Genomic DNA, 9170 nt, shown 5'->3' on the forward strand with positions numbered 1-9170 from the left:
ACCATATTTTGGGTTATTTTTATCACCTCTTTCTTAACATTCAACACTTCTGATCCGGTATCTTTGCTTGTTATTTATGTTCTACAAACCACAAACATAAGTATGATGCCATAATTCAGCAATACGGAGATAAAAAAGTTTCTATGCTGGATACACTCGATTTAACACTTTCTTTAGATAAATCCACCTATAAGTCAGAAATTGACAGGCTGATGCATCAACTACGGGAATTACAAAATGCCTGTTGGGATAAAAAGTTACCTGTAATTGTGGTCTTGGAAGGATGGGCTGCTTCTGGTAAGGGGGCGCTGGTGAAGCAAATGGTTTCTTACATGGACCCGCGCGGATTTAAAGTGCATCCGATTTGGCCACCGAGTGAAGTAGAACGCAAATATCCCTTTTTGTGGAGATTTTGGGAAAAACTACCCGCCCAAGGTAGTATCAGCTTTTTCTATCACAGTTGGTATACTCATGTTTTAGAAGAGCGCTTATTTGAGCGAGTCGGAACTGACCAAGTTCCCCCGGTGATGAAATTAATGGGGCAAATTAACGCCTTTGAGCGCCAAATGGTGGATGATGGAGCTGCGATCGCAAAATTTTGGTTACATCTGAGTCGTAAAGAATTGAAAAGTCGCTTAAAAGACTACGCCAAAGATGAGTTAACCGCTTGGCGGGTGCGAGAGGAAGACTGGAAGCAAGCCAAACATTATGACCGCTACGCCACCTTTGCAGAAGAGATGCTGGTACAAACTAGTACCGGGGTTGCGCCTTGGACTTTAATTGAGGCTGACTCGGAACGCTGGGCTCAGGTGAAGGTATTAACCCACTTGGCTGGTACTTTGACTGCGGCTTTAGATAGGCTGAAAATTCAGCTACCTGCTCCCGCTTTACCGCCACAGACGGAATTAGAAACTACAGAATCAGACTTACTTGCACAAGTTGATTTGAGTGTGAATCTTTCCGAAACCGAATACGAAGCGCAATTAGCTAAGGAACAGGTAAAATTACGCAAGTTGCAATTAAGCATCCACCAGCATGAAATTCCTGTACTGGTGATGTTTGAGGGTTGGGATGCAGCAGGTAAAGGCGGAGCCATTAAGCGACTAACTGATATTCTTGATCCTCGCAGTTACTTTGTTCATCCCTTTGCTGCACCTACAGATGAAGAAAAAGTTCATCATTACCTCTGGCGTTTTTGGCGAAGATTACCCACTGCGGGGAAAATTGGCATTTTTGACCGTTCTTGGTATGGAAGGGTGTTAGTGGAGCGTGTGGAGGGGTTTGCTTCGGAAATTGAGTGGCGCAGAGCTTACCGAGAAATTAATGAGTTTGAGGCGCAGTTAACCAGTGCAGGTTATGTTTTAGTCAAGTTTTGGCTACACATTAGCCCAGAGGAACAATTTCAGCGCTTTAAATCTCGCCAAAATGACCCTTTTAAGCAGTACAAGCTGACTGACGAAGACTGGCGGAATCGGGAAAAGTGGAATGATTACAATGTCGCCGTAAATCAGGCAATTCAGCGTACTAGCACCGCTACAGCTCCTTGGACAATTGTTGCTGCTAATGACAAGTATTATGCCAGGGTGAAGGTGATTGAAACTGTTGTGGCTGCTATTGAGGCGGAATTAAAACGCCGTAAGTCCAGTTAGTAGCTAAGGTTGGGGATTGGGGATTGGGGACTGGGGATTGGGGATTGGGGACTGGGGATTGGGGACTGGGGATTGGGGATTGGGAAATACTTGTTGTATAAATTAGTCAATATTAATTAATTTAAAAGAATTAAATTGGTGTTATAAAATACTCAATATGATCCTAAAGAAATTAATGATAATATATGTATCGTATATAGGTTTAACCTGAAAAATTTAGTTAGGATTTGAATCTAAAGGCACTAAAGGATTAGTATTTTTTGAGACATAAATTATTCGTGATTATATTTGCTGGGGCTACTTGCATGAGGTAATAAAAGTAGCAATGAGAAAAATATTATTCTTTACATAGTTGCAAATCGAAACGGTGAATTTTATAGTTAGGGAAAAAAATTCACTCACCGGGTCTAAAATGTAGCGAAGAGTATTGACAATCTAGAAATAATCGCATAACAAGGTGGCAGAACATAAAAAAAATGTCTTAGCTCACCCCTTGCCACAAGACTCAGTAAAGCTGTTAAGAAAAAATCAGGTAATTAAGATAAATCATGCCACAAAATATTGACCACAAAGCTCCTAGTTCAGCAACTCCAGCAATCGCTTACAAGGCACGTCTAAATTCTTGGGCGATCGCTCGTTTACTTCCTGATGCACAACGGGAAATTGTGGCTCGCTTTCGTAGTCGTTCTGATGCTGAGGGTTATATGCAGCACTTAAGTCAGACAAAATCTGATGCGGCTTTTACAGTAGTTTTTGATTGCCAACGGGAAGAAGTGGTAATTTAAAGTTATGACTGAGGCGATCGCATTCTCAGGGTAATTAATTAAGCGATCGCCTTTTTTAACAAAACATTTTCAGCAATTAACGGGATTCAGTTCCCTGATTGGGGCTACCAGCAACTGTATCTTCTCCTGCTGCTTCAGGTGTAGCACTAGGTTTAGCATCACTTTCAGCCGCATTACCAGTCTTACGGATTTCTGGATCAATCGGTGTTTGATAGCCACCAGAAGACCTGGGAGTAGTTTCTTGAGCATCAGATTTTTGTTTTTTATCTTTCGCCATTACGACACTCCGATCATTTAAGATACACATTATTTTAAGCAAATAAAAAGTATAAATTTATCTATCTACAATCTAGTAATGGTGGATTTCTTCCTCTATCAAAAGGATTGTTCATTACTACCTAAAACAGCTTTTCAGGTAAATTAAGTATTTAAAATGTGGCGATCGCGATCATAGTTGCAAACCCCTTGATATTGTGAACTACTACATTTACTTACATGGTTTCGCTTCCAGCCCCAAATCTGCAAAAGCGCAGGAAATCAGCAATCGCTTTAGCCAAATGCAGATCAAGCTAAACATCCCTGATTTGAATGCTGGGGATTTTTCCCAACTAACCATCACCCGCCAGCTAACTCAAGTTGCAGCCACATTTCCCGATAATTCTACCCCCATCACCCTGATTGGTTCCAGTTTAGGGGGTTTAACATCTGCCTACTTAGCACAGCAATCGCCACAAGTAAAAAGGCTGATTTTGCTAGCACCAGCTTTTGGGTTTCTATCCCACTGGCTACCCACCCTGGGAAAGGAAAAAATCCAGCGTTGGCAACAAGAACAATATCTCATGGTTCATCACTACGGTCAAAAGCGATCGCTACCTTTAAACTACAATTTTGTTACAGATGCCGCTCAGTATACCGAAACAATATTACAACGCCCCATCCCCACACTCATACTGCATGGTAAGCACGACGAAGTAATTCCCATTGCAGCCAGTCGGGAATTTGCGCGAACTCGCCCTTGGGTAGAATTACAAGAACTCGAAAGCGATCACGCCCTCGCAAATGTCATGGTAGAAATTTGGCAAGCAATTTACCGATTCTGCCAGTTACCTTAAAATATGATCTTCTTCCTCAAATAAACTACCTGAGTCATTTGTTTCTTGTCTTTGAACAATTACTAATGACTAATGACTAAAATTATGCTGAAATTTATCCGGTCAGACTTAGCCAAATTCACCGCTTATAAACCCCATCCCAGTAGTGACACAGCCGCAGGAGTTCCCATGCAGTTGGATCGGCTGGATACCAACGAAAGCCCTGATGATTTACCTCCAGAGTTAAAACAAAAGCTGGCTGAAATATATCAGCAGCTAATTGAAACCAATCGTTATCCTGACGGTGGACACCAGACACTCAAAGAGGCGATCGCCCAATACGTGAATCAATCAGCCTCCCTGACATCCTCTGTATTTACTGCTGACCATATTTCTGTAGGTAATGGTTCAGATGAACTAATCCGCTCATTATTAATCGCCACCTGCTTGGGAGGAGAAGGCTCAATTTTAGTCGCCAATCCCACCTTCTCCATGTATGGAATTTTAGCCAAAACATTAGGGATTCCCGTTGTCACAGTCGATAGAAATCCCGATAACTTTGAAATTGACTTAAAAGCTGCCCAATCTGCCATCGAACAATCTCAAAATCCCCCAATTCGGGTAGTTTTTATCGTACATCCCAATTCCCCCACTGGGAACTGTTTAACTGCGGCAGAAATATCATGGTTAAAAAGTTTGGGTGAACATATTTTGGTAGTAATTGATGAAGCCTACTTTGAATTTAGTCAAACTACCTTAGTTAGTGAAATAGCACAGCGTTCTAATTGGGTAATTCTACGCACTTTTTCTAAAGCCTTCCGGTTAGCAGCCATGCGTGTTGGTTATTGTATAGCTCATCCAGATGCGATCGCCATCCTAGAAAAAGTCCGTTTACCTTATAACCTTCCGAGCTTCTCCATTGCTGCGGGCTTAATTGCTATGGAAAATAGCCAACTCTTACTGCAATCAATATCACAAACATTAGATCAAAGAAACAAACTCATAGAAATCTTATCCCAAAATCCTGCCTTACAAATCACAAAAAGTGATGCTAACTTTATTTTCCTCCGACTCATAGCAAATAACCCAAACACAAAAACCCTACACCAAAAACTCAAAGCCTCTGGTACTCTCGTCCGCGAAATTAGCGGCGGATTGCGAATTACTATCGGCACACCCGAAGAAAATACCCATACCTGCAATAGAATACAAGCGGCATTAGCAAATTTAGAATTACAGCAATTTGCCAGTAAATGAACTAGAAATCTGCCGATTATCTAAATAACCTCGTCCCCAAGGGTAGGGAGTCTGTCCCAGGGTTGAACTGCTCAGTACAAGTCTTCCCCACCCCTCTAGAGCAAAATCAGATAAAATGTGCAGTGAAACATTGAATTAATAATTAGGGTTTGCGGAAAAAGTCTTCTAGTGGGGGTAGGGAACAGGGAACAGGGAACAGTTTAAGCTATCTGAGTATCTTTAATTTCCTGTATCCGACAAGAAAAAATGCAAGTATTTTGAGACACCATAAGCTAAAACCTTGCACTTTTTTGTGATAAAAATCCGCCAAAACCTTATTAATAAAGGGTTTTATCTTTATTCAACAAGCCCTAATTAAACTTGCCATCCAACTTATTACCCAAACGTCTGACTGTTCCTACCGTTTGTGGCAACACCCCTACTAAAAGGGCAAATACAATATCCGGCATTTGATCCACCATTAACAGTGGAAAGTATTGTTCAAATTGATCTAAAATTTTCTGCACTCGCTGCTGAGGTAGTGGGTGTTCTGTAATTTGCTTAATTAACCTAATCCACTGTCGTCTAATTAAGTAAGCCTTCTGACGCTCCTCATAAGATTCAGCCGTTAGTAAAGACAAATTACCTATAGTCAATACCCGTTCACAATCAAGATCATAATTTCCGCCCACAGCTGCACCCGGCCCCGCAAATTCTGCATGATAGCGTTTAAAGAGTATCAAACCATTGCGCTGACGACTATTAACAACGAAAACCTTTCCACTATGCAGCAGTGTGAGGATATCCGAAGCGTATGACTGCTCAGTTCCATCTGTCATCACAAGATGGTCTAGCAGAAGAATGTCAGGGTAGTAAGTTGATACCATAGCAGCTTGATAGCGTCGGTAGCTTTCGCTATCCATGTTTTCTCTAACTTGCAGATAAGTTGCTAGTGTTATGTATTTCTAGCAGAAAATTGGGTAAAATCAAATTAGAATTTTAAACTTTTTTGAAATCTTCTTAATCACCAAAACTTATTAGTTTATGCAAAGAAGATAGAAAAAACAATTTGATTACTAAATACTCAACCATATTTTATGAGATTTAGGTGATTGTTTGTCCGACAACCAGCTATTTTTTTTAAAGATTTTATAAAGATAAATTAATAAATACAAAGATCCTATGAGGGGTCAAATATTCCTTCACCCCATTTATTTGTAAAACTGTGCTAAATTCCTTCTTTATTTGCATACTTTTATTCTGGCATAAGTAAAGAATTTTGACCCAATTACAGCGATTTCCAATTATATAAAGTACATCTTAGCCCCCTCATCGCTTGCCGGGAGGGTGTTGGGGGTGGGGTTCTTGTACCTCATAACACCGGGAAGTGCTGTATAGGAATCCCCCGGAAGAATATTAGCGGATGGAAATTTTGTCCGCCGTCCCATACCTTAAAATTACATATATTCTCAAACTTTTTCGACAATTTAATCAACTTCAATGCCTAGATGTTTCTGCAACAATATTTGTCGGGCGGGTCTAAAGAAAAATTTATTCCAGTTAGATTCTAATTTATATACCTCATATCCCAACTTTAAATAAAGTTGCCGCGCCTGATCGTTATTTTCCAACACATGGAGGTACAACTCTTCAAATCCCCACTCCTGAGAAAATTTTTCGCAGCTAGTCAGCAACTTTGAAGCCACGCCATGTCTACGGTATTTGGGGTGAACAGCTAAATTAGACAGATAAGGAAAACTCCTACCCGTTGCTACCCAAGAATCATTGAAACGTACACCCAATTCCACAGTTCCCACTAAAGTAGGATTTAAAGCAGCAGTAGTGTCAATAGCAACCAAACAAACATGATGGGGCGCAGGAGACGACAACCGATGTTTCAGGTCTTCGTAAATACCCAAACGTAGCAGAGGAAAAGCCCAACCCCAGAAACCATCATGTGCGTGAAAGCTTTCGGCAATAATTTGGGAAATACCAGCCAAATCATCAGGTGTCGCCGCACGAATTTGGAATCGCCAAGAAGCTGGTTCGGCGGCGGATATGACAGGCTTTTGGTAGTAGTGATCAAAAAACCAGGATGTCAAGGCTAGTTTAGTATTGATTTAATTAAACGAAAAGTTACTCAAATACCCTAAAACACTCTACAATTTCTGTGAAAATGCAAAATTCACTTAAATAAATGAGTTCGCATTGAAATTCTAACTCAATACTGGATATTTAACTAAATTAGCTGTAAGTTAACACCCTCCATATATCTTGCCTGTATAACTACTACTTCTCAACCCCAGGAACTGTGTTCCTCACCCATCTGAACGCAGGTGTGGTAAATCATAGACAAAATAAAAAGCCATACAACGTTATGTTGCAAGGCTTTTGGTGTAGTGTGAGGAGCTTAACTAAGTACCATCTTATGACAATGCCAAACTGGCAGAACTCCCGTAACAATTTTGGTAACGGATTTTTTTTGATTACTATTGTGAGTAGGGAGTAGGGAGTAGGGAGTGGGGAGTAGGGACATGACAAAGTTTTGAACCTCAAACTCAGTATTATGCCTTGGCTATCATTGCAATAACCTATAAACAATCCCACTAATGATTGTGGTGATAGGTAAAGTTAAAATCCAGGAAAATAAAATTTTATAAAAAACACGGTTCTTAGCTTGTTTTTCCAAAAGTCCCACACCAAAGATAGAACTAACTGAAACTTGAGTTAGAGAAATAGGAATTTCAATATAATTAGATACTATGACTAAAAATGCCGTTACTAGGTTAGCAGATAAACCCTGGCTATGGTTCATAGATGTGATTTTTTCACTCATGGTTTGGGCTATTTTTTGGGAGTTGAGTAAACCTCCTAGTCCCATAGCCATTGCCACTGTCAGCATTCCTCCCTGAATGGAAAAATAGTCAATAATTATAATCAGAGAAACAATTTTAGGTGTATCCTTAAACCCTCTAATAAAACTGATAATTCCGGTACTAATAAGGTGAGAGATATTAATTACTTTTTGATCGGGTTTCCAGTTGAATATCAAATTTATATGGCGCAGTAATTTATATGTTCCTGCGGACAAACAAATAGCGATAATAGGGTTAAATAATAATGGTAAAATAAAGGATTTCTCTAAAGCGGCAAAATTAACTTTTAGTCCAATGGCTACTAATCCAACTCCTAGTAGCGACCCTGTGATACTGTGGGTTGTAGAAATGGGGAATCCTGTAAGGGCAGCAATTAGCGCCGTTAAACCTGTGGTAATGGCTACTGCTAAATGAATTTCTGGTGCATTGACCATCTCATTGGGAAATATATTTTGAGACGTAAATTTTTCGATGAATGTCCCTGCCCAAAAAACAGCAGATACTGCACCTGCAAAAGTTGTAAAGCTTCCCCATAAAATTGCTGTTTGATAACTTGTTGTTCTGCTACCAAACAATGTTGCTACACCTTTAAAGTTGTCATTGGCTCCATTAGCATAAGCTAAAAATAGGGTAGCCAAAAATAAACTGATTATAAACATTTTTGGAGGCGTTAAAAGTTAATAGCAACTACTACCACTATAGTGCTAAGTTGACTGAATTATGATCATTTTGCTGGCTATTAAGCAGCACTATTGGCTGTACTTTGATACCATGTCAGCAGATATTCTGTCATACGATTAAATAAAGATTCTATAGCACCATGAATTGCGGGAATATAAATTTTCTTCCAGAATAAATTTTTCTAAAGAGATGGGAATTTAGGTTTGACCAAAAGCAGTGATAATGATACAATTTATTTACTCCTCATAAATAAATGTTTTTAATAAATACATGGAAACTGTTGGGTAATCCTGTTGTTAATGTACGGGAATTAGAATGGTAGCAATAGTCACTCTAACTTTGACAGAATGCATTGGGTTTAAAAGCACAGCTTAAATATTCGGGTTTAAAAGTGTAAAACAGGCAATTTTACTCAAAAATATCCCAGCTATAGCTATCACCAAAGCAGTTAGGACATGATAAGATTGCCAAACCAAGTCACAGAGGGCTGAAAAAGCTTCGGATATTGATTTTATGACTGTTGAGTTTTTCAGTAACAAAAAGCGGCTGTTTGACAGGTGGGCATCTAGCTATGATTGGCTTTTTCCTTCAGTCATTTATCAAGCCATTCACAAGCGGTTGCTGGAGTATGTGGATTTAGCTGAAGACTCCAACATACTTGACATGGGTTGTGGTACAGGGAGACTATTTCAGCGCTTAGGAAGTGAATTTCCTGATGTTCGTGGTACTGGGTTAGATTTATCTCCTCAAATGCTGCACAAAGCAAGAGTGAGCGATCGCCACCATCCCCGGTTCATATATATTGAATCCCCAATTGCAAGTAAAAAAAAAGAGGTGCGATCGCACCTCCCA

General features: G+C 39.8%; 9 protein-coding genes. 5 read left to right on the top strand and 4 right to left on the bottom strand.

Annotated elements, in window-relative coordinates:
- Positions 1 to 143 precede the first annotated feature (143 nt).
- A complete protein-coding gene (gene pap / locus ACM0OP_RS22750; protein WP_414530687.1) occupies positions 144 to 1649 on the top strand; it encodes a polyphosphate:AMP phosphotransferase in 1506 nt (501 codons plus the stop codon).
- A 548-nt stretch (positions 1650 to 2197) separates the two neighbouring features.
- Complete coding sequence (locus ACM0OP_RS22755; protein ID WP_414530688.1) at positions 2198 to 2434, top strand: hypothetical protein; 237 nt, start codon at positions 2198 to 2200, stop codon at positions 2432 to 2434.
- A 76-nt stretch (positions 2435 to 2510) separates the two neighbouring features.
- Here the strand turns inward: ACM0OP_RS22755 and ACM0OP_RS22760 are convergent, their stop codons facing one another.
- On the bottom strand, positions 2511 to 2711 hold the full coding sequence (locus ACM0OP_RS22760; RefSeq protein WP_414530689.1) for a hypothetical protein: 201 nt from the start codon (positions 2709 to 2711) through the stop codon (positions 2511 to 2513).
- 193 nt (positions 2712 to 2904) lie between these two features.
- Here ACM0OP_RS22760 and ACM0OP_RS22765 point away from each other — a divergent pair, with 193 nt between their 5' ends.
- Positions 2905 to 3546: a YqiA/YcfP family alpha/beta fold hydrolase gene (locus tag ACM0OP_RS22765; RefSeq protein WP_414530694.1), complete on the top strand. Its 642-nt coding sequence runs from the start codon at positions 2905 to 2907 to the stop codon at positions 3544 to 3546.
- Between the two features lie 84 nt (positions 3547 to 3630).
- Positions 3631 to 4782, top strand: coding sequence for a histidinol-phosphate transaminase (locus ACM0OP_RS22770; RefSeq protein WP_414530695.1), 1152 nt, complete (start codon positions 3631 to 3633; stop codon positions 4780 to 4782).
- 350 nt (positions 4783 to 5132) lie between these two features.
- Here ACM0OP_RS22770 and ACM0OP_RS22775 read toward each other — a convergent pair whose 3' ends face one another.
- The 3 genes from ACM0OP_RS22775 to ACM0OP_RS22785 form a co-directional block, all read right to left on the bottom strand.
- Positions 5133 to 5684, bottom strand: a complete 552-nt coding sequence (locus ACM0OP_RS22775) for a hypothetical protein (protein WP_414530690.1) — start codon at positions 5682 to 5684, stop codon at positions 5133 to 5135.
- 564 nt (positions 5685 to 6248) lie between these two features.
- Positions 6249 to 6863, bottom strand: coding sequence for a GNAT family N-acetyltransferase (locus ACM0OP_RS22780; protein WP_414530691.1), 615 nt, complete (start codon positions 6861 to 6863; stop codon positions 6249 to 6251).
- Positions 6864 to 7339: 476 nt separating this feature from the next.
- The gene (locus ACM0OP_RS22785; RefSeq protein ID WP_414530692.1) at positions 7340 to 8296 is read right to left on the bottom strand and encodes an inorganic phosphate transporter; all 957 of its coding nucleotides are present in this window, start codon (positions 8294 to 8296) and stop codon (positions 7340 to 7342) included.
- A gap of 535 nt (positions 8297 to 8831) precedes the next feature.
- On the opposite strand from ACM0OP_RS22785, the gene ACM0OP_RS22790 reads away from it, so the two are divergent.
- A partial coding sequence (locus tag ACM0OP_RS22790; RefSeq protein ID WP_414530693.1) for a class I SAM-dependent DNA methyltransferase occupies positions 8832 to 9170 on the top strand: 339 nt, incomplete at its 3' end.

The sequence above is a fragment of the Nodularia chucula CCY0103 genome (genome assembly GCF_963923915.1).
Taxonomy (GTDB): domain Bacteria; phylum Cyanobacteriota; class Cyanobacteriia; order Cyanobacteriales; family Nostocaceae; genus Nodularia; species Nodularia chucula.